At 72.8% G+C, this 19249-nt stretch carries 17 protein-coding genes; 6 read left to right on the forward strand and 11 right to left on the reverse strand.

Annotation, left to right across the window (positions count from 1 at the left end; genetic code table 11):
• Position 1: 1 nt before the first annotated feature.
• The 5 genes from MQE23_RS29120 to MQE23_RS29140 form a co-directional block, all read right to left on the reverse strand.
• Entirely contained in the window at positions 2–895 is an 894-nt protein-coding gene (locus tag MQE23_RS29120; protein WP_020275404.1) for a carbohydrate ABC transporter permease, read from the reverse strand.
• Entirely contained in the window at positions 892–1863 is a 972-nt protein-coding gene (locus MQE23_RS29125) for a sugar ABC transporter permease (protein WP_243380701.1), read from the reverse strand. Before MQE23_RS29125 ends, MQE23_RS29120 begins: the two co-directional genes overlap by 4 nt.
• A 3-nt stretch (positions 1864–1866) precedes the next feature.
• Positions 1867–3204, reverse strand: a complete 1338-nt coding sequence (locus MQE23_RS29130; protein ID WP_020275406.1) for an ABC transporter substrate-binding protein — start codon at positions 3202–3204, stop codon at positions 1867–1869.
• Positions 3205–3260: 56 nt separating this feature from the next.
• A complete protein-coding gene (locus tag MQE23_RS29135) occupies positions 3261–4472 on the reverse strand; it encodes an ROK family transcriptional regulator (protein ID WP_243380702.1) in 1212 nt (403 codons plus the stop codon).
• Positions 4473–4750: 278 nt separating this feature from the next.
• Complete coding sequence (locus MQE23_RS29140; protein WP_020275408.1) at positions 4751–5854, reverse strand: mechanosensitive ion channel family protein; 1104 nt, start codon at positions 5852–5854, stop codon at positions 4751–4753.
• 313 nt (positions 5855–6167) lie between these two features.
• Here MQE23_RS29140 and MQE23_RS29145 point away from each other — a divergent pair, with 313 nt between their 5' ends.
• Positions 6168–6704 (forward strand): HNH endonuclease, encoded by a 537-nt coding sequence (locus MQE23_RS29145; RefSeq protein ID WP_010046718.1) that lies wholly within the window; start codon positions 6168–6170, stop codon positions 6702–6704.
• Positions 6705–6797: 93 nt separating this feature from the next.
• On the opposite strand, the gene MQE23_RS29150 is transcribed toward MQE23_RS29145, so the two are convergent.
• From MQE23_RS29150 to MQE23_RS29165, 4 genes are all read right to left on the reverse strand, one after another.
• Positions 6798–8150, reverse strand: a complete 1353-nt coding sequence (locus MQE23_RS29150) for an FtsX-like permease family protein (RefSeq protein ID WP_243380703.1) — start codon at positions 8148–8150, stop codon at positions 6798–6800.
• Positions 8147–8833: an ABC transporter ATP-binding protein gene (locus tag MQE23_RS29155; protein WP_243380704.1), complete on the reverse strand. Its 687-nt coding sequence runs from the start codon at positions 8831–8833 to the stop codon at positions 8147–8149. Before MQE23_RS29155 ends, MQE23_RS29150 begins: the two co-directional genes overlap by 4 nt.
• The gene (locus tag MQE23_RS29160) at positions 8830–9363 is read right to left on the reverse strand and encodes a PadR family transcriptional regulator (protein ID WP_037671830.1); all 534 of its coding nucleotides are present in this window, start codon (positions 9361–9363) and stop codon (positions 8830–8832) included. Before MQE23_RS29160 ends, MQE23_RS29155 begins: the two co-directional genes overlap by 4 nt.
• Before the next feature lie 80 nt (positions 9364–9443).
• On the reverse strand, positions 9444–12290 hold the full coding sequence (locus MQE23_RS29165) for a beta-N-acetylglucosaminidase domain-containing protein (RefSeq protein ID WP_243380705.1): 2847 nt from the start codon (positions 12288–12290) through the stop codon (positions 9444–9446).
• 223 nt (positions 12291–12513) lie between these two features.
• Between MQE23_RS29165 and MQE23_RS29170 the strand changes: the two genes are divergently transcribed.
• The 3 genes from MQE23_RS29170 (at position 12514) to MQE23_RS29180 (ending at position 15226) form a co-directional block, all read left to right on the forward strand.
• Entirely contained in the window at positions 12514–12783 is a 270-nt protein-coding gene (locus tag MQE23_RS29170) for a hypothetical protein (RefSeq protein ID WP_029181645.1), read from the forward strand.
• Positions 12784–14877, forward strand: coding sequence for a 4-alpha-glucanotransferase (gene malQ / locus MQE23_RS29175; protein ID WP_243380706.1), 2094 nt, complete (start codon positions 12784–12786; stop codon positions 14875–14877). It abuts the gene before it with no gap.
• 61 nt (positions 14878–14938) lie between these two features.
• On the forward strand, positions 14939–15226 hold the full coding sequence (locus tag MQE23_RS29180; RefSeq protein WP_037668760.1) for a hypothetical protein: 288 nt from the start codon (positions 14939–14941) through the stop codon (positions 15224–15226).
• 136 nt (positions 15227–15362) lie between these two features.
• Here MQE23_RS29180 and MQE23_RS29185 read toward each other — a convergent pair whose 3' ends face one another.
• Entirely contained in the window at positions 15363–15941 is a 579-nt protein-coding gene (locus tag MQE23_RS29185; protein ID WP_243380707.1) for a TetR family transcriptional regulator, read from the reverse strand.
• Between the two features lie 173 nt (positions 15942–16114).
• On the opposite strand from MQE23_RS29185, the gene MQE23_RS29190 reads away from it, so the two are divergent.
• A complete protein-coding gene (locus MQE23_RS29190; protein ID WP_243380708.1) occupies positions 16115–17557 on the forward strand; it encodes an FAD-dependent monooxygenase in 1443 nt (480 codons plus the stop codon).
• 57 nt (positions 17558–17614) lie between these two features.
• Here MQE23_RS29190 and MQE23_RS29195 read toward each other — a convergent pair whose 3' ends face one another.
• Positions 17615–18133 (reverse strand): MarR family transcriptional regulator, encoded by a 519-nt coding sequence (locus tag MQE23_RS29195; RefSeq protein ID WP_243380709.1) that lies wholly within the window; start codon positions 18131–18133, stop codon positions 17615–17617.
• A gap of 105 nt (positions 18134–18238) precedes the next feature.
• On the opposite strand from MQE23_RS29195, the gene MQE23_RS29200 reads away from it, so the two are divergent.
• The gene (locus MQE23_RS29200; RefSeq protein WP_020272141.1) at positions 18239–19210 is read left to right on the forward strand and encodes an EamA family transporter; all 972 of its coding nucleotides are present in this window, start codon (positions 18239–18241) and stop codon (positions 19208–19210) included.
• The last annotated feature ends 39 nt before the right edge of the window (positions 19211–19249 follow it).

A 19249-nucleotide genomic window follows, 5' to 3' on the forward strand; every position in this document is an offset into this window, starting at 1 on the left:
TCTAACCCTTTACTCCTGTGAGCGTGACACCCTCTACAAACGCCTTCTGGGCGAAGAAGAACACGAGGATCACGGGGGCCATCACCAGGACGGTGGCGGCCATGGTGAGGTTCCAGTCGGTGTGGTGGGCGCCCTTGAAGGACTCCAGGCCGTAGGAGAGGGTCCAGGCGCCCGGGTTCTCCGAGGCGTAGATCTGGGGTCCGAAGTAGTCGTTCCACGCGTAGAAGAACTGGAAGAGGGCCACTGCGGCTATGCCCGGTTTCGCCATCGGGAGGACGACCTTCAGGAGGGTGCGCAGGTCGCCGCAGCCGTCCACCTTGGCCGCGTCCAGGTACTCGTCGGGGATCGTGGTGAGGAACTGGCGCAGCAGGAAGATCGAGAACGCGTCGCCGAACGCCATGGGGATGATCAGCGGCCAGAGCGTGCCGGACAGGTCGAGCTGCTTCGCCCAGAACAGGTACATCGGGATGATGATCACCTGCGGCGGCAGCATCATCATCGAGATGACCAGCATCAGGGCGAGGCTGCGGCCCCGGAAGCGGAACTTCGCCAGGGCGTAGGCCACCGGGATCGAGGAGATCACCGTGAGCGCCGTGCCCAGGACCGCGTAGAACAGGGTGTTCCGCCACCAGGTGAGGAAGCCCGGGGTGTCGAAGACCCTGCGGTAGTTGTCCCATTCCCAGGTGTGCGGGATCAGGTCGCGGCTGAGCGCCTGGCTGTCGCTCATGAGTGAGGTGAGGAAGACGAAGAGGAAGGGGAGGGTGAAGAAGAGGGCCGCCGCGACGCCCATGGAGTGGATCGCGATCCACTCCAGGAACGCCCTGCGGTGAGCCGTGCGTTCCGCGGGAGAGGGCGGTGCCTTCGACTCCAGTGGCTTGTCCAGTAGTTGTGTCATCGTTCACCTCCCTGGATCAGACCGCCCTTGCGGCGCATGAGCAGTGCGGTGAAGGCCATGGAGAGGGCGAAGAGGACCAGGGCGACCACACAGGCGGAGCCGTAGTCGAAGCGCTGGAAGCCCAGGTTGTAGACGAGTTGGGGGAGAGTGAGGGTCGACTTGTCCGGATAGCCGGGCTCGAACTGGGTGCCCGCGCCCTGGATCACGCCCGAGGCGACCTTTCCGGCGATCAGCGGCTGTGTGTAGTACTGCATGGTCTGGATCACGCCGGTGACGACCGCGAACATGACGATCGGGGAGATGTTCGGGAGCGTGACGTACCGGAAGCGCTGCCAGGGGGTCGCGCCGTCCAGTTCGGCCGCTTCGTACTGCTCCTTCGGTACGTCCAGCAGCGCGGCCATGAAGATGACCATCAGGTCGCCGATGCCCCACAGGGCCAGCAGGGTGAGGGCCGGCTTCGACCAGGCGGGGTCGTTGAACCAGCCGGGGGCGGGGAGCCCGGTCTTCTCCAGGATCGAGTTGACCGGGCCCGTGCCGGGGTTGAGGAGGAAGGCGAAGGCCATGGTGGCCGCCACGGGCGGCGCCAGGTACGGCAGGTAGAAGAAGGTGCGGAAGACACCCGTCCCCGTCTTGATCTTGGTGATCAGCAGGCCCACGCCCAGGCCGAAGGCGACCCGGAGCGTGACCATGACGAGGACCAGCCACAGGGTGTTGCGCAGGGCGGGCCAGAAGAACGGGTAGTGCTCGAAGACGTACGTCCAGTTCTTCGTGCCCGACCACACCGGCGGCTTGAAGCCGTCGTAGTGCATGAAGGAGAAGTAGACGGTGGAGATCAGGGGGTAGGCGAAGAAGACCGAGAAGCCGATCAGCCAGGGGGAGAGGAAGGCGAGGGTGCGCAGCGTCGAACGGCGGTGTTTCGCGCGCAGTGTGTAGGTGCTCGCGGTGTTCACGGTTTTCACGGTGCTCATGGCTTACTTCGCCTGCGCGATGTCCGTGTCGATCTGCCGGGCCGTCTTCTTCAGGCCGGCCTTGAGGTCGGTGGCCTTGCCGCTCTCGTAGTCGTAGCCGAACTCCTGGATCGTGGTGAGGTAGACGCCGCCGTTGACGGAGGCGGGGGCGGTGGTGGAGTCCGGGTTGGCGGCGATCTCCAGGAACGTTTTGAAGCGCGGGTCGTACTTCAGGTTCGGGGACTTCAGGGCCGCGAGCGTGGAGGGCACGTTGTGGATGGCGTTGGAGAAGTTCACCACCGCGTCCGTGTCGGTGGTCATGTACTTCACCAGCTCCCAGGCCGCGTTCTGCTTGGTGCTGGTCGCCGCGATGCCGGCGATGGTGCCGGTGATGTAGCCCTTGCCGTACTGGTCGGCCTGGTCGTCGGGGACGGGCAGCGGGGCCACGCCGATCTCGAACTTCGGCTTGGTGTCCAGAGCCATGCCGAGGCGCCACTCGCCGTCGAGCTGCATGGCGACCTGGCCGGTGTGGAAGGGGTGCTTGGGGCCCCACTCGTCGCCGAGCTTGGAGCGGTAGGTCTCCAGCTTGCGGTAGCCGCCGAGGGCGTCGACCAGCTTCTTCTGGACCGTGAAGGCCTTTTCGAAGGCGGGGTCCTTGGCCACGTTCGACTTGCCGTCCTTGTCGAAGTACGTCGGGGAGAACTGGCCGAGGTAGTGCTCGGTGGTGGTCTCCCAGCCGTGGTAGTTCGGCATGAAGCCGAGCTGCTTGTAGGACTCGCCCTGGGGGATCGTCAGCTTCTCGGCGGTCTTCTCGAACTCGGACCAGGTCTTCGGCGGGCCGGCGATGCCGGCCTTCTCGAACGCCGTCTTGTTGTAGTAGAGGCCGTACGCGTCGCCGAGGAGGGGGACCGCGCAGCGGTTGCCCTCGAACTGCGTGTACTCGTTCATCGCCTTCGGGAAGGTCTTCTCCGGGGCGATGCCCGACTTCTCGAAGAACGGGTTCAGGTCCACCAGGGCGCCGGAGGAGCAGAACCTCCCGACGCTGTTCGTGGTGAACGACGAGATCACGTCCGGGGCCTTGCCGCCGCCGGTGCGGAGGGCCTGGTTGATCTTGTCGTCGGTCATGTTGCCGACGACGTTCACATGGATGTTGGGGTGCGTCTTCTCGAAGCCGGCGACCAGCTCCTTGACGGCCTTCGCCTCGGAGGGCGCGCTCCAGGCGTGCCAGAAGTTCAGGGTCGTCTCCTTGGAGGCGTCGTCGGAGGCGCCGGAGTCCGCCTGGCCCGTGCAGGCCGTGGCGAGGAGGGCGATGGAGGCGGAGGCGGCGAGGGCGATGGCCGCTTTTCTGGATGTTCCGGGCATGGCAGAGCTCCCTGAGGTACGGGGGAAGAAGGGAAATACCGGGGAGGGGGGTGGGGTCAGCGGGAGGTGTCGAAGACCTCGTCGCGCGTGGTCGCGAGCGCGCTCTCCAGTGCGCCGCGCAGCACGGGGTGTTCACGGACGTCGCCCACGACCAGGCGTGGGCGGGACGCGGCCAGTTCCTCCAGCTCGGCCTGGACGAGGGTGCGCAGCGTGTCGCCGCCCGAGGTGAGGGCCGCGCCGCTCAGCACGACGAGCTCGGGGTCGAGGACCGAGACGAGGGAGGCCAGACCGGTGGCCAGCCGGGTCGCGTAGGTCCGCAGGAGGCGGCGGTGCGGTTCGTCGTCCCTCTCCGCGGCCCGGGCCACCAGGTGTGCGGCGGCCTCGGCGTACGGGCCCGCGGGGATGTCCTCGATGCCGAGTTCGCGGGCCAGCCTGGGGACGGCCTGGGAACCGGCCAGCTCCTGGTAGCCGCCGCTGTTGGCCTTGGTGACCTGGCGGACCAGGGGCGTGCCCGGCACCGGCAGGAAGCCGACCTCGCCGGCGCCGCCGGTCCAGCCGCGGTGCAGCCGGCCGCCCAGGACCAGGGCGGCGCCCAGGCCCTCCTGGTTCCACAGCAGCACGAAGTCCGTGTGGTCCCGGGCCGCGCCGAGGCGCTGTTCGGCGAGTGCGACCAGGTTGACGTCGTTCTCGTACTCGAACGGCATCGGCAGGGCGGCGGCGAGCTCGTCCAGCAGGGTGGGGGAGTGCCAGCCGGGGAGGTGGGAGGCGTAGCGCAGGCGGCCCGTGGTGGGGTCGAAGGCGCCGGGGGTGCCGATCACGAGCCGGTGGATGTCGTCCCGGGCGAGGCCCGCCGCCTTCACAGCGCCGTCCAGGGCGTCGGTGACCTGCTGGACGACCGGGGTGCCGGTGCGCCTGCCGGGGGTGGGCAGCTCGTGGCGGCCGACCGTACGGCCGGTGATGTCGGCGACCGCGGCGAGGATCCGCTGGGGGGTGACGTCGAGCCCGGCCGCGTAACCGGCCGCCGGGTTGACCTCGTACAGCTGGGCGTTCGGGCCCGGCCGGCCTTCGGTGGTGCCGGTGGCCAGGACGAGGCCCGCGGCCTCCAGGCGGGCCAGGAGCTGGGAGGCGGTCGGCTTGGACAGGCCGGTGAGCTTGCCGATCCGGGTGCGGGACAGCTGCCCGTGCTCCAGCAGCAGGTCCAGGGCGGCCCGGTCGTTCATGGCGCGCAGGACGCGCGGGGTGCCCGGCGTGCCGGCGGTTCCTGCCATGCGTGTCCACACCTGCCCTTCGGCTGCTCAGCTTCTCAGCGATCCGGTGGGGAAGTCCATCGGCCGACCTGCGCCGGATCACTGTTAGGAAAGTTTCCTATCTGTGGGGAGGAAGGTAAGCCCGGCGCCGCGCGGGCGTCAATAGGGGACGGTTCAGGCAACGCAGTCGTTACCCGGGCGTGCGAAGCCGGGCATGCGAACCCGGGCACGCGAACCCGGGCATGCGAAAGGGCGGCACCCGGAAGCCCGGGTGCCGCCCCCTTCGTGCTGCGGGCCGGCTACTTCGTGGTGCTCGTCGGCGGTGCGACGGGCGTGAGCGGGGACGCCGCCGCCGACTGCGGGGACGACGAGTTCGCGTACACCGACGGGGGCGCCATCCCCGCCGTCGGGTCGGCGGGCGTCTCCTCGGCCGTGGCCGTGGCCCCGCCGACGATCCGGATGTCCGCCGCGTCGAAGGCCCGCTTGATGCGCCAGCGCAGCTCGCGCTCCACGGTCAGGGACTTGCCGGGCATGGTCTTGGCGGAGATGCGCACGACCATGGAGTCCAGCAGGACGCTGTCCAGGCCGAGGACCTCGATCGGGCCCCACAGCAGCTCGTTCCAGGGCTCCTCGGCGCTCAGCTTCTCGGCGACCTCGTCCAGCGTCGCCTTGACCTTGTCCAGGTCCTCACCGGCGTGGACCGTGACGTCGACGTTGGCCGTCGCCCAGCCCTGGGACAGGTTGCCGATGCGCTTGACCTCGCCGTTGCGGACGTACCAGATCTCGCCGCCGTCACCGCGCAGCTTGGTCACGCGCAGGCCCACCTCGATCACCTCGCCGGAGGCGACGCCCGCGTCGATGGTGTCGCCGACGCCGTACTGGTCCTCCAGGATCATGAAGACGCCGGAGAGGAAGTCCGTGACCAGGTTGCGGGCGCCGAAACCGATCGCCACACCGGCCACACCGGCCGAGGCCAGCAGCGGGGCCAGGTTGATCTGGAAGGTGCCCAGGACCATCAGCGCGGCCGTGCCCATGATCAGGAAGGATGCCACCGAGCGCAGCACCGAGCCGATCGCCTGCGAGCGCTGGCGACGGCGCTCGACGTTGACCAGCAGCCCGCCGAGCCCGGAGCCGTCCACGGACTGGCCGGTCCGGTTCATGCGGTCTATCAGCTTGGTGATCGCGCGCCGGACGACGACCCTCAGCACGGCCGCTATCACCACGATCAGCAGGACCCGCAGGCCGATCGCGAGCCACGTCGACCAGTTCTGCTCGACCCAGCCCGCGGCGTTCGTCGCCTTCTCCTGGGCGTCCTGGAGCGAGGGCACTCTCGGGGTCTGTGTGTCCGAGGGAGTCGGCGACGGCGACGGACCGGCGGCGAGCAGGGCGGCGGACAAGGACACGGCAGGTACCTCCAGGTGCAGCGGTCTGCCCCGGCGCGGTGGTTCAGGGGGGTCAAGGTCACGACTGGGTCACCGAAGGGGCAGAACCACCACACTAACGGGGCATTGTGTGTGCCCTTGCCGGATGTGTGAAGGAGAGACCGTGCTCACCTGGGCTTGAACAGGCCATGATCCGGGGGATGAATCAGATGTGGTCGAAAACACTCCCAGCCCGTTACGGGGACATGGTGGCGCTTTCACCAGGCATGAGGAGAGACTGGCTACGAATCGTCCCGGCGCGAGCCACGCGCCGCCGGCGTCCAAGGAGGCATCCGTGCCGCACGTCCTGGTCCTCAACGCGTCGTACGAGCCGCTAGGTGTCGTACCGCTCCGCCGCGCGCTCGTCCTCGTCCTCGAGAACAAGGCCGTATGCCTCGAGGAATCCGGCGCCTATCTGCACAGCGCGACCGTCACAGTCCCCGCACCCAGCGTGGTCCGGCTCAAGCGATTCGTCCGGGTTCCCTATCGGGGGCCCGTTCCTCTGACCCGCCGGGCGCTGTTCGCCCGTGACGGGGGCCGGTGCATGTACTGCGGTGGCGTCGCAACCAGCGTCGACCACGTCATCCCGCGCAGCCGCGGGGGCAAGCACGTCTGGGACAACGTGGTGGCGTCCTGCCGCCGCTGCAACCACGTGAAGGCCGACCGTCACCTCTTCGAGATCGGCTGGCGGCTGCGCCACAAACCCGCTCCGCCCTCCGGCCTGGCCTGGCGCATCATCGGGACCGGCCATAGGGACCCGCGCTGGCTGCCGTACTTGCAGCCGTACGGCGCGGACGACGCCTTGGCCCGGATCGACGGCATCTCCGCCTGACGAGGATCCGGGCCTTCGTACTGCCGCGTGCGGCCGGCCGACCGGCCCGGGGAACCCCCGTTCCCCCGGGCCGGCCCGTCATGCGGAGGGCGCTCACGCGTACCGCAGCTCCCCCGGGCGCAGCGAGCGGCGCAGCAGGGGCAGCGAGGTGGCCGCGGCCAGCAGGCAGGCGGCGTAGACGGCGACCGGCACCAGGGTGATCGCCCAGGGCACCGGCCGGCCGGCGAGCAGGGCGTACCACGTGCCGATGGCCGTCCCGCCCAGGCCCGAGAGCAGCACGGCGGGGGCGAGCGGCAGCGCGGTCTCCAGCAGCAGGGCCCGGCCGAGCACCGTGCGCGGCACCCCGGCGGCGGCCTGCGCGGCCAGGCCCCGGCGGCGGGTGGCCAGGGACTCTGCGGTGCCGACGGCGAGGCCGGACAGGGTGATCGCGAAGGCGATGGCGATCGCGGCGCCGGTGAGGTCGAGGCCGGTGGTGTAGTAGGACGCGGGTGCGGAGAAGCGCTGGGTGCGCACCACGTCGCTCATGACCTGCCGGATGCCCAGGAAGCCGGTGCCCACGACCGTCACCAGCAGCACCGCCGCGTGCGTCCGGGCGGCCGACCAGGGGTCGTCGCGCAGTCGTTCCGCCGCGATCAGCGTCGCCGCCGACCGGGCCCGGACCGCGAGGATCCGCCCGGTCGCCTTCGCGGTGGCCCCGGAGAGCCACACCGCGCCCGCGCCGACCGCGAGGACCACGCCCATGAGCTGCAGCGGCGGCCCGCCGTTCGGCCGGTTGGAGGCGGCCGGGGACGTCGTGCCCACGGTCAGCAGCGCCAGCACCCCGACGAGCAGCACCCCGGCCAGGAACAGCAGCCCGGGCCCCCGTCCGCCGCGCGGCCCGACCCGGCGCACCCAGCCGAGCGGGGAGGCCACGACCCGGCGCAGCGCCAGTGCGCCGGACGCCGCGCCCAGCACCGGTACGGCGACGGCGACCAGGGTGATCCCCACCCAGGCCAGGGCGGTGGGCCGGTCCCACTGGCGCAGCAGGAGCAGCACCGTGCAGACGGTGGCGACCGCCGAGCCCAGCAGACAGGCCAGCCCGGTCTCCAGCGCGGCGATCCGCCGCACCTGCCAGGGCGTCGCCCCGGCCAGCCGCAGCCCGGCCAGCCGCCGGTCGCGGTGCACGGCGCCGATCCGGGCGCACTGGCCGAGGAACCCCAGCACCGGCACGAGCAGGAGCAGCAGGCCGACGATCACACCGGACCGCGTACCCGGCTCGTCCAGCAGGCCCGCGGCGACGGACACCCGGTAGCTGCCGCGCAGGGAGGCCAGGGCGACGGCGGCCAGCGCGAACCCCGTCGCGAGCGCGGCGCCCGTCGCCGTCAGCGCCACCCGCCACCACTTCCCGCGGTCGGAACCACGGGTGAGCTCCCAGGCGAGGCGCAGATCGGCACGCAGGGCCTTCATGCCGTCACCCCCAGCGGCGCCACGGCACCGTCCCGCAACTGGACCTCGCGGTCCGCGTACGCCGCCACCTGGGCGTCGTGGGTGATCAGCAGGACCGCCGTGCCCGACTCGCTGGCCGTGTGGACCAGGGCCGTCATGACCTGCTCGCCGGAGAGCGAGTCCAGGGCCCCCGTCGGCTCGTCGGCGAAGACCACTCTCGGGCCGGTGACCAGGGCCCGGGCCAGCGCGGTCCGCTGGGCCTGGCCGCCGCTCATCTCGCCCGGCCGCAGGTCCTGCTGCCCGCGCACGCCGAACCGCTCCAGCCACTCACCGGCCAGGGTGCGGGACCGGGCGCGGTCGGTGCCGGCCAGCAGCAGCGGCAGGGCGACGTTGTCCAGGGCCGTCAGCTCGGGGATGAGCTGCCCGAACTGGAACACCACGCCGAACTCGGTCCGCCGCAGCTCGCTCAGCCGCTTCTCGGGCAGGTCCGCCAGCCGTCGGCCGTCGTACGTCACCGAGCCCTCGTCGGGCCGGACGATCCCGGCCAGGCAGTGCAGCAGCGTCGACTTCCCGCTGCCGCTCGCGCCGGTCACGGCGAGGATCTCCCCGGCGTGCAGGTCGACCGAGGCGCCGCGCAGGGCGGGCGTCCTGCCGTGCGCCTTGGTGAGGCCGCTCGCCGAGAGAAGAGGCACGGGTCTGCTCATGCTGCGTCGACCTCCGCGGTCAGGGTGGTGAGCCGGGCCGCCGTGGTGCTCATCCAGCGGAGGTCGGCGTCGAGGTGGTTGAGGGCGTAGTCCGCCGAGAGCACGGTCGCGAGGTCCGCGCCCTTCGCGGCCTTGAGCGCCGTGAGCTCCCGCATCCGTTCCATGTGGGCGGCGCGCTGGGCGCTCAGATACGCGGCCGGGTCGCCGCCCGAGAGGATCGCCACGACGACCTTGGCGAACAGCTCGTTCGCCACGAAGGGCGCGGGCGCCGCGATCTCCCCGGCCCAGCGGGACAGTTCGCGCGTCCCCTCGTCCGTGGCGCGGTACATGGTCCGCTCCGGGCCGCCGTCCGAGCCGGTGCCCTCGATCTCCGCGAGGCCGTCGCGGACGAGGCGCTGCAGGGTCGTGTAGACCTGCCCGTAGGCCAGCGGGCGGGCCTGCGGGAAGCGTTCGTCGTGGCGTCGCTTGAGGTCGTAGCCGTGGCTCGGACCCGTGGCGAGCAGGCCCAGCAGGATGTGGCGGGTGCTCATGCCGAGCATTATGTACTGAGTACATGTACTGAGTGAATAGTTGGCGATCCATTTTCCCGGCCCGTGCCCGAGGGGCGGGTTCAGTCCGTGACGGCGTACGCCTCCACCGACCACAGCGAGTACCCGTACGGCGTGGCCCGCTTCTCGCCCTGCACCCGTACGAAGCGCACGTCGCGCTCGTCCATGCGCACGCTCTCCCGGCCGCCCCGGCCGTCCCGTACCGCGGCCGCCGTGCGCCAGCGGCGGCCGTCCGGCGAGACCTGGACGCGGTACGCCGAGGGGTGGGCGTCCTGCCAGCGCAGCACGACCTGCCCGAGCCGCGCCGGACGCGGCAGTTCGACCTGCCACCAGGCCCCGTCGTCGACGGGGGACGACCAGCGGGTGTCCGGATCGCCGTCGTTCGCCGCCGACGCGGGGAAGTCGGGCGTCTCGTCGCCCGAGGAGCGCGCCGTGCCGGTGCGCGCCAGGTCGGGTCCGCCGGTGGGCGGGAAGGCCCGGACGGTGAGCGTGCGGGTTGCCCCCGCGAACCCCAGCCGGATGTCGTAGGACCGCATCGGCGCACCGCGCTCCACGGTCACCTCGACCGGGATTTCCACCGTCGTGCCGCGCCGCACCGTCAGCCCGCCCTGCGGCACCCGGACCCGGACGCCCTCCGGCGCCTCGGCGGTGAGCCGGCCGCGGGCGTCGGCCGGGCGCAGCGAGCCCAGCCGGGCCGTCAGCCGCTCGGTGCGGCCCGTCTCCACGTCCGCGCGGTCGCGCGGCAGCCCGAGGGAGGTGGCGGGGGAGTCGGCGAACCAGGGGATGAGGTGGTGGACGCGGGAGGGGGCGGGGCCGGTGATCCGCAGGGCGTCGGCTCGCGCCGAGAACCGCACCTCGGTCGCCCCGGACCGGTCCAGCCGGCCCGCCTCCCGCCAGCCCTGCCCCGGCACATGAACCTCGACGCCGCCCTCGGCGCCCGGCTCCGTCAGAGCCGTCACGGCGGTCAGCGCCCGGGGCTGCGGGAAACGCAGCGTGCGGCCGTCGCCGGGGTTGCGGGGCGGCTCGTGGTGGATGCCCGACCAGGCCGCGTACGCCTTCTGCGCCCGCTGCAGGAAGGGGTCCAGGACGTCCGTGCCGACCTCGACCGGCGCCGGCTCCAGCCGGGCCCGCAGCGCGCCGAGCCGGCGGTACGCCGTCCAGGCCGCCGCCGCGTCCCCGGCGCGCTGCGCGTCCAGCATGTCGAGCGCGGCCGTGCCCGCCTCGCCGTAGTACGCCAGCTGCTCCGACCAGGGGGCGACCTCGGAGCCGAGGCCGGTTCCGGACAGCCGCCGGGGCAGCTCGCGCAGCACGGTGAACGCCTCGCGCAGCCGCCGCGCGGCGGCGCCGTCGGTGCCACCCGCCGTACGGGCCCGCCAGTACGCCTCGGTCAGCGGGCGCAGGTATGCCGACTCCTCCTCGCCCAGGACCGACGACGCGTCGTTCCCGGCGAGTGCGGTCAGGGCCTCCTCGCGGCGCCGGTCGCCGCCCGCCAGGTCGGCGATCGCGGCGCGCCAGGACTCCCCGGGGCGGTAGGCGCGCGGGTTCCAGGCGTAGTCGGCGGCGGTGAACAGGGGGATGCGGGACGCCTCGGGCTGCTGCATCGCGTTGGCGAGCAGGGCGGCCGAGCCGGTGGCGACGGCCGGCTCGCGGCCCCGGTAGGGGCCGAGGAAGAGACGGCCGGGCTCGTAGTCGTTGACCGGGTAGTTGTCCATCGTGACCAGCGGATGCCGGAACGCCTCCCGGGCGTCGGCCAGTTCACCGCCCGTGATGGTGCGGGGCACCACCCCGACACCCGTCCACGCCACCTCGGCACCCGGGTCCAGCGTGCCTGCCAGGGCCCGCCGGTAGTCGGTCGTGCCGTCCTCGTAGTACTCGGTCGGCATCAGCGACAGACCGGCGGCGCCGGGGTGCCGTTCCGCCAGGTGCCGGGCCACCGCGTTCGCCACCCGGGCCTGCGCCCGCGCGGCCGCCCTCGGGCCGGAGCCGAACCGGTCGGCGTCCGCGTCACAGTGCCACTCGCTGTAGCTGACGTCCTGGAACTGGAGCTGGAAGGCCCGGAAGCCGAGCGCCCACATCGCGTCGAGCTTGCGCGTCAGCGCGCGTACGTCGGCGTCCGACGCGAAACACATCGCCTGGCCCGGGGCCACCGCCCAGCCGAGCGTGACGTGGTTGCGGCGCGCCCGCTCGGCCAGCTCCCGGAACTCGGCGCGCTGCCCCGCCGGGTACGGCTCGCGCCAGCGCGCCTGCCGGTACAGGTCGTCCCCGGGGGCGTACAGATAGCGGTTCTGCTTGGTGCGCCCCATGAAGTCGACCTGCGCCAGCCGCTGCCGCCGCGTCCACGCGGTGCCGTAGAAGCCCTCGGTGATACCGCGTACGGCGGTGCCGGGCCAGTCGCGTACGACGGCCGCCGTGATCGTCCCGTCCGGACGCAGGAGCTGCCGCAGGGTCTGCACCGCGTGGAACAGCCCGTCCCCGCCGGTGCCGGTCAGGGAGACGCCGCCCCCGCCCACGGACAGCTCGTATCCCCCGGCCGGGAGGGCGTGGCGGTCGCCCCGGCGGACGGGCTCCGTCCGCACCCGCACGACCAGCGCCCCGGGCCCGGCCGAGTCCGTGATGCGCCGGGCCCCGGCCTGCAGCAGTAGCCCGCGCAGGGTTTCGAGGGCGTACCTGTCCGACGATGGGCCGGTGATCAGCGCGACCTCGCCGGTGACCGCGACCGGTGCGCCGTTCGCGCGCAGGGACTGGGGGCGCGGCCAGACCGAGAGGCCCGGCTCGGCGGTGTCGGCGGTGGGTGAGGCGGTCGCGCCCGGGACGGGAGGGGCCGCCACCGCAGCGGAAGGGGCGCCCAGGGTTCCGGCGACGACGGCGACGGCGAGAGCCGCCGCCCGCTTCCCACGCCGCAGTCCCACAGGCCCCCTCCAGGTGTGTTCGACCGGGAGAACGAGCCCACCACCCGCCCGGTGAAGGTGTCAACGAGAGTGGCCGTTATCACTGGATTGCCGGAATCTGGAAGGGGTGGAGGGCAGTGGAATGTGAGCAGAAGCACGATGTCCGGCCTGGGGTGTCTGCCTTCGCGTCGACTGGGTAGGGCTGCGATAACCGTTGAATGCCGTACCCGACAAGGAGGCCCCCGTGGCTGCGATGACTTTCCTCCCGCTCCCGGCCCCGTCCAAACCCGTGGCGGACACGTCCGCCGACCTCGACCCCCACTATGACGATCCCCGCTACGAAGACCCCCACTACTGCGTCTTCAGCTCCGAGAGCACCTGCGCCGAGCCCCCGCTGACCAGCGAGACTCCGCTGCCCGACGCCGAGCCCCTCACCAGCGAGCCGCCGCTCGCCGAATCCGCCCCCCTGACCAGCGAACCCTCCGCCTTCGTCCCGGACTTCACGAGGTCCTAGATGACCGCACCCCGGCCGGCCGAACCGCCTTCCGAGGACCTGTCCCGCCTCGCCGAACTGCACGGCGTCGCCACTTCGTACAGCCCGTCCCCGGACCGTACGGTCGCGGCCTCGGCCGCCGCGGTGACCCTCACCCTGGCCGCTCTCGGCGTGGCCGCGAGCACGCCCGGCGCCGTCCGCGCCGCGCTCGCCGCCCGGGAGCGGGACCGGGGCACCAGGCTGCTGCCGCCCACGGTGGTCGGCTGGGGCGCCGGCCCCCCGGCCGCCCTGGCCGCGCTCCCCGAGGGAAGCCGGCTGCTGATCGAGACCGAGCAGGGCGAGACACGCGCCTCGGCCGAACACCTCCCGCCCGGGGTCCACCGGCTGACCGCCACCGTCCCCGACGGCCGCACGGCCACCGCCCACCTGGTCGTCGCCCCGGCCCGCCTGCCCACTCCCACCGGCCGCTCCCACGGACTCCTCGTCCAGCTCTACTCCCTGCTGTCCCGCCGTTCCTGGGGCATGGGCGACCTGGGCGACCTCGCCGAGCTGGCCGGCTGGGCCGGGCGGTCGCTCGGCGCCGGATTCGTCCAGGTCAACCCGCTGCACGCGGCCGTGCCCGGCGCCCCCACCGACCCCTCCCCGTACCGCCCCTCCTCGCGGCGCTTCCCCGACCCGGTGCACCTGCGCATCGAGGACGTCCCCGAATGCGCGTACGTCGAGGACCGCGATCGGCTGCGCGCGCTGCTGGAGCGCTCCGGCCGGCTGCGTGAAGCGGTGCTGGAGAAGGGCGCGCTGATCGACCGGGACGCCGTGTGGGAGCTCAAGCGGGAGGCGCTCGAGCTGCTGTGCGAGGTACCGCTCGGTCCCGGCAGGCGCGCCGCCTACTGCGACTTCCTCGCCGAGCAGGGGCGGGCCCTGGAGGACCACGCCACCTGGTGCGCGCTGGCCGAGGTGCACGGCCCGGACTGGCACCGCTGGCCGACCGGCCTGCGCGACCCGCGCTCGGCCGAGACCGCCCGGGCCCGCAACGGGCTCATGGACCGGGTGGACTTCTGGTCCCGGCTCGCCTGGCTCACCGACACCCAGCTGACCGCCGCGCAGCGCGCCGGGCGCGAGGCCGGAATGCCGGTCGGGATCGTGCACGACCTCGCGGTCGGCGTCCACCCCGGCGGCGCCGACGCCTGGGCCCAGCAGGAGTACTTCGCCGCCGGCATGTCGGTGGGCGCCCCGCCGGACGCCTTCAACGCCCGCGGCCAGGACTGGGGCCTGCCGCCCTGGCGCCCCGACCGCCTCGCCGAGTCCGGCTACGCCCCCTTCCGCGAGCTGCTGCGCGCCCTGTTCCGCTACGCCGGAGCCCTGCGCATCGACCACGTCATGGGCCTGTTCCGCCTGTGGTGGGTGCCGCAGGGCCGGCCACCGACCGAGGGCACCTACGTCCGCTACGACGCCGAGGCCATGCTCGCCGTCCTCGTCCTGGAGGCTTCCCGGGCCGGGGCGCTGGTGATCGGTGAGGACCTGGGCACCGTCGAACCGGGCGTGCGCGAGGCGCTGCGCGAGCGCGGGGTGCTCGGCACGTCCGTCCTGTGGTTCGAACGCGACTGGGAGGGCGACGGCCGACCGCTGCCCCCCGACCGCTGGCGCGCCGACTGCCTGGCCACCGCCACCACCCACGACCTGCCCTCCACGGCCGCCCGCCTCACCGGCGAGCACGTCGAGCTCCGCGACAGCCTGGGCCTGCTGACCCGCCCGCTGCAGGAGGAGCGCGCCGAGGCCGCCGCCGACATCGCCGAGTGGCTGGCCCTGCTCACCGAGCTCGGCCTGCTGCACGGCACCGGCGGCACCGACACCTCCTCGGAGGAGGCCGAGATCCAGGCCGTCCACCGTTTCCTGCTCCGCACCCCGGCCCGCATGGTCGGCGTCTGGCTCCCGGACGGGGTGGGCGACCGCCGCCCGCAGAACCTCCCGGGGACGTGGGACCAGTACCCGAACTGGCGGCTGCCGATCGCGGACGCGGAGGGACGTCCCGTCACGCTGGAGCAACTGGCGGCGTCGCCGCGGCTGCACGCCCTCATCGAGGTTCTGCGACAGCCGGCCGGCGCGTCCGACGAGTGAAGACGGCTCTTACGGCACCCCGGGCGCGCGGCCCCGGCCGGCGTTGGATACTTTTGGCACCGTGGACAAGAAGAACGCCCTGCGAGCCGGCGCCCTGGCAGCCGGTACGACGCTGATGATGCTGCTCATGTCGTCGCCCGCCTCCGCGCTCACCCGCGACGACGGTGACGACCCCGGCCCGGGCCTGAGCGTCATCGAGACGCTGGGCCTCTTCGTCGTGGCCCCGATCGTGCTGTACCTGGTCATCGCCGGTCTGGTGATGGTCGGGGACAAGTCGCACAAGAAGAAGGACCCGACCAGCTCCAACATCACGACCAAGGCTGAGGGCAAGGCCGAAGCGAAGGCCTGACCGGGGCTCGCTTCGAGTCCGCCGCGCGCCTTTTCCGAGGGCGCCGTCCCCGTCGTACGCACGCGCATGCCGCCGTACGAGGACCGGGGCGGCGCCCTCGGCTTGTCCGGCGGGCGGGCGTCTGGTCGGCCGGGCGTCAGGGATTCGGTGCCGTCAGATAGCGCTGCACCGTCGGCGCCAGCCAGGCCACGATCTCCTGGCGGCTGAGCGCCACGGCCGGTGGGAGGCGCAGGACGTACCGGGCGAGCGCCATCCCGAGCAGCTGCGTGGCGGTGAGCGCGGCCCGCGCCGGGACCTGCTCGGGGTCGGGGCACACCTGGCGGGCGACCGGGAGCAGCTGGTCCTGGAAGATGCCCTGCATGCGCTCGGCCCCGGCCTGGCTGGTGGCACCGACCCTCAGCAGGGCCGTGAGGACCTCGTTCTCCTCCCACATGGCGAGGAAGTGGGTCACGAGGGCGGACCCGACCTCCTCCCGGGGCAGCGGGCCCAGGTCGGGCAGCTTCAGATCGACGGCGACGGCCGCTGCGAACAGGCCCTCCTTGCTGCCGTAGTACCGCATCACCATGGACGGGTCGATTCCCGCGTCCCGCGCGATGGTGCGGATGGTGGCGCGTTCGTAGCCGTCGGCGGCGAAACGCTCGCGGGCGGCGTCGAGGATGGCGGCGCGGGTGGTGTCCGAGCGTCTGGAGGGGACGGCGGGCTTGTTGTCGGGCATGCCAACGAGCGTATGCCAACACGTGTAGGCCAACAAGCGTTGACGAAGTGTGCGTGCGGCTTTACGTTGGTCAACGACCGTTGGTCAACGGGTGTTGGCAAACGTGCGTTGACCAACCGGTCGTCGACCAACCGGTCGTCGACCAACACGTGTTGGCCTACAGGGAGGCCCTGATGAGCGACACCACCCGTACCGTGATCGTCGTCGGTTCCGGCCCCACCGGCCTTCTCCTGGCAGGCGACCTGGCCACCGCCGGTGTCCCCGTCACCGTCGTCGAGAAGCGCCCGCACAAGATCGGCAACCTCTCCCGTGCGTTCGTCCTGCACGCCCGCACGCTGGAGCAGTTGGACGCCCGAGGGCTGGCCGAGGAGCTGGAAGCCGTGGGCCGGCGGCTCGGTCGGTTCCAGCTCTACGGCCGCCTCAGCCTCGACCTCTCCACGCTTCCGTCCCGCTTCAACCACCTCCTCGTCCTGCCGCAGTACGAGGTGGAGAAGGCTCTGGAGCGGCGGGCGCGTCAGGCCGGGGCCGAGTTCCGGTACGAGACCGAGGTGACCGGGCTGACGCAGGACGCGCGGGGCGTGACGGTCGAGGTCCGCGGGCCCGGCGGCGGCGCGGAGGCGCTGCGCGCGGCGTACGTCGTCGGCGCCGACGGGATGCGCAGCACGGTGCGGAACGCGATCGGGCTGCCGTTCCCCGGCCGTTCGGTGATCCGCTCCGTCATGCTCGCGGACGTACGGGTGACCGAGGAGCCCGGGGAGCTGCTCACCTTCGACGCCGTCGGCGACGCCTTCGCCTTCCTCGTCCCGTTCGGCGACGGCTACCACCGCGTCGTCTGCTGGGACCGCGGTCGCGAGCTCCCCGACGACGCGCCCGTCGGGCTCGACGAGATCAGGGAGACCACCCGGCGCGCCCTCGGCCGGGACTTCGGGATGCACGACCCGCGCTGGATCTCCCGCTTCCACAGCGACGAGCGGCAGGCACCCGCCTACCGGGTCAACCGTGTCTTCCTCGCCGGGGACGCCGCGCACGTCCACACCCCGGCCGGTGCCCAGGGCATGAACACCGGCCTCCAGGACGCGGCCAACCTGAGCTGGAAGCTGGCCGCCGTCCTCAAGGGACACGCGGCAGACCCGCTCCTCGACACCTACCAGGCCGAACGCCACCCCGTCGGCAGGTCGGTGCTGCGCAGCAGTGGCGGTATCGTGCGCGCCGCCATGGCCAGGCGGCCCTGGACGATCGCCCTGCGCACCGCCTTCGCCACCTTCCTCGGCGCCGTCGGCCCCGCCCGTCGCAAGGCGCTCGGCCAGGTCACCGGCATCGGATACCGCTACCCCGCTCCCCGCGGCTCCCACCGTTTCACCGGCCGCCGCGTCCCGGACGTCGCCCTGGCCGGGGGCGGTCGCCTCCACGAGGCGATGCGGGGCGGCCGGTTCGTGCTGATCACCCCGGAGCCGTACCGGGCCGGGGGCGACCGTGAGGACCGGCTGGCCGTGGAGCGCTGGGCGGGTGACCGCCGTACGACCGTGCTGGTGCGGCCCGACGGGTACGCGGCGTGGGCGGCCGACGCGGCGGACGCCCGGGCGATCGAGGCGGCCGTCGCCGCGCACGTGGGGTAGCACCTCGGCGGGCCGGCGCCGGTACAGGGGCAGGCCGGCGGATCCGCGGACGCCGGCTCAGTCCTGCCGGCCCTCCGCCGTCCTGAGCAGCTCCCTGAGCAGCTCCGCCAGCTGTCCGGCCTGCTCGGCGTCGAGGCCGGACAGTGCCTCCGTCTGGACGGCGACTCCGGCGCCGACCGCCTCGTCGATCAGCTCCAGGCCCTTGTCGGTGAGTGTGACCTGCAGGCCCCGGCGGTCGTGCGGGTCGGGGGAGCGGCGCAGCAGCCCGGCGCGCTCCAGCTTGTCGAGACGGCCCGTCATCCCGCCCGTCGTGAGCATCAGTGTGGCCGAGAGCTGGCGGGGCGAGAGTGTGTAGGGCTCACCGGCGCGGCGCAGTGTCGCGAGGACGTCGAACTCCCCGCGGCCGATCCCGAACCGCGCGTACGCCTTCTCCGTCCGGTCGCCCATCGCGCGCGAGAGCCGGTAGATGCGGCCGAAGACCTCCATGGCGGCGGTGTCGAGGTCGGGCCGCACCGTCGCCCACTGGTCGATGATCGCGTCGACGGGGTCCTTGCGCTGCTCGGGGCGTTCGCTCATGGCACGAGTATCCGGCCGCTCTGGGTCGCCCGCAAGAAAGTAGCTTGACGGAAAGTAGCTTAGGGCTAAGCTACTTTCTGCCGACCTACTCGAAGGGCGCCTCTCATGGCCATCTCCCGCCCGGCTCTCATCACCCTCACCGCCCTCGCGCCCGTCTCCTGGGGCACGACCTATGCCGTCACCACCGAGTTCCTCCCGGCCGACCGCCCCCTGTTCACCGGCCTCATGCGCGCCCTGCCGGCCGGTCTGCTGCTGCTCGCCCTCGCCCGGGTGCTGCCGCGCGGTGCCTGGTGGTGGAAGTCGGTGGTGCTGGGCGCGCTGAACATCGGCGCCTTCTTCCCGCTGCTGTTCCTCGCCGCGTACCGGCTGCCCGGCGGCATGGCGGCGGTCGTCGGCTCCGTCGGCCCGCTGTTCGTGGTCGGCCTCGCGGCGTTGCTGCTGGGGCAGCGGCCGACGCCGCGCACGCTGCTCACGGGGATCGCGGCCGCGTTCGGCGTCAGCCTGGTCGTGCTTCAGGCGGCCGGGGCGCTGGACCTCCCGGGCGTGCTGGCGGCCCTCGCCTCCACCGCGTCCATGTCCACCGGCACCGTGCTCACCAAGCGGTGGGGCCGCCCCGAGGGCGTCGGCCCGCTGGCCCTCACCGGCTGGCAGCTGACCGCGGGCGGCCTGCTCATCGCGCCCCTCGCCTTCCTCGTCGAGGGCGCGCCGCCGGCGCTGGACGGCCGGGCGGTCGGCGGCTACCTCTACCTCGCCGTGGCGAACACGGCGATCGCGTACTGGCTGTGGTTCCGCGGCATCGGCCGTCTCACCGCCACCCAGGTGACCTTCCTCGGCCCGCTCTCCCCGCTGACCGCGGCCGTCGTCGGCTGGGCGGCGCTCGGCCAGGCGCTGACTCCCGTCCAACTGGCGGGCATGGTGCTGGCGTTCGGAGCGACGGTGGCAGGGCAGATCGGACCGCGACGGAAGGTGGCGGCCCCGCGCACCCTCGCTGTCGACCGGGCGGTACGGCCTTCTGCCTCTCGGCGCGGCGGCAGGCCCGAGGCGTATGTCAGCGTGGGGCGCGGTCCGCGGCGATGACGGCCCGGATCAGGCCGGGGAACCTGCGGTCCAGGTCCT

Source organism: Streptomyces sp. HP-A2021 (assembly GCF_022807935.1).
Taxonomy (GTDB): domain Bacteria; phylum Actinomycetota; class Actinomycetes; order Streptomycetales; family Streptomycetaceae; genus Streptomyces; species Streptomyces afghaniensis.

Coding starts and splice junctions, on each gene's coding strand:
- MQE23_RS29135 (WP_243380702.1), bottom strand. CDS start 4,472: ATGGCAGGAACCGCCGGCACGCCGGGCACCCCGCGCGTCCTGCGCGCC.
- MQE23_RS29190 (WP_243380708.1), top strand. CDS start 16,115: ATGAGCGACACCACCCGTACCGTGATCGTCGTCGGTTCCGGCCCCACC.
- MQE23_RS29195 (WP_243380709.1), bottom strand. CDS start 18,133: ATGAGCGAACGCCCCGAGCAGCGCAAGGACCCCGTCGACGCGATCATC.
- MQE23_RS29130 (WP_020275406.1), bottom strand. CDS start 3,204: ATGCCCGGAACATCCAGAAAAGCGGCCATCGCCCTCGCCGCCTCCGCC.
- MQE23_RS29120 (WP_020275404.1), bottom strand. CDS start 895: ATGACACAACTACTGGACAAGCCACTGGAGTCGAAGGCACCGCCCTCT.
- MQE23_RS29150 (WP_243380703.1), bottom strand. CDS start 8,150: ATGAAGGCCCTGCGTGCCGATCTGCGCCTCGCCTGGGAGCTCACCCGT.
- MQE23_RS29160 (WP_037671830.1), bottom strand. CDS start 9,363: ATGAGCACCCGCCACATCCTGCTGGGCCTGCTCGCCACGGGTCCGAGC.
- MQE23_RS29185 (WP_243380707.1), bottom strand. CDS start 15,941: ATGCCCGACAACAAGCCCGCCGTCCCCTCCAGACGCTCGGACACCACC.
- MQE23_RS29125 (WP_243380701.1), bottom strand. CDS start 1,863: ATGAGCACCGTGAAAACCGTGAACACCGCGAGCACCTACACACTGCGC.
- malQ (WP_243380706.1), top strand. CDS start 12,784: ATGACCGCACCCCGGCCGGCCGAACCGCCTTCCGAGGACCTGTCCCGC.
- MQE23_RS29200 (WP_020272141.1), top strand. CDS start 18,239: ATGGCCATCTCCCGCCCGGCTCTCATCACCCTCACCGCCCTCGCGCCC.
- MQE23_RS29155 (WP_243380704.1), bottom strand. CDS start 8,833: ATGAGCAGACCCGTGCCTCTTCTCTCGGCGAGCGGCCTCACCAAGGCG.